This is a genomic window from Streptomyces sp. NRRL S-31, assembly GCF_000718775.1.
In the GTDB taxonomy this organism is placed as follows: Bacteria; Actinomycetota; Actinomycetes; order Streptomycetales; family Streptomycetaceae; genus Streptomyces.
On record NZ_JOCB01000271.1, the window covers coordinates 1 to 341 of the forward strand.

Below are 341 nucleotides of genomic sequence, written 5' to 3' on the forward strand. Positions count from 1 at the left end.
GTACGCGCCGGACCCGCGGACCCGGGCCGAGGAGACCGTCTCCCCGCTGCGCGCGACCGCCGGGAGCCTGCGGGACCTGCCGCCGGCACTGGTCGTCACCGCCGAGGCGGACGTGCTCCGCGACGAGGGCGAGGCCTACGCCGCACGGCTGAGGGACGCGGACATCCCCGTGGTGTCGATCCGCTACCACGGGACCATCCACGGATTCATGCTGTTCGACATGCTCCGCCGCACGGACGCGTCCAGGGCGGCGCGCATCCAGGTCACGGACACCCTGCACACCGCCCTGCACCTCGCCTGAGGGCACGGCCGGCCGCACCCTGCACCGCCGGACCGGGTGG

Annotated in this window: 1 protein-coding gene; it reads left to right on the forward strand. The window is 75.1% G+C overall.

Annotated elements, in window-relative coordinates; all coding sequences use genetic code 11:
- Positions 1-301 (forward strand): alpha/beta hydrolase fold domain-containing protein (locus tag IF37_RS0138580; RefSeq protein ID WP_030754562.1); only part of this gene is annotated, 301 nt, incomplete at its 5' end.
- Positions 302-341 lie beyond the last annotated feature (40 nt).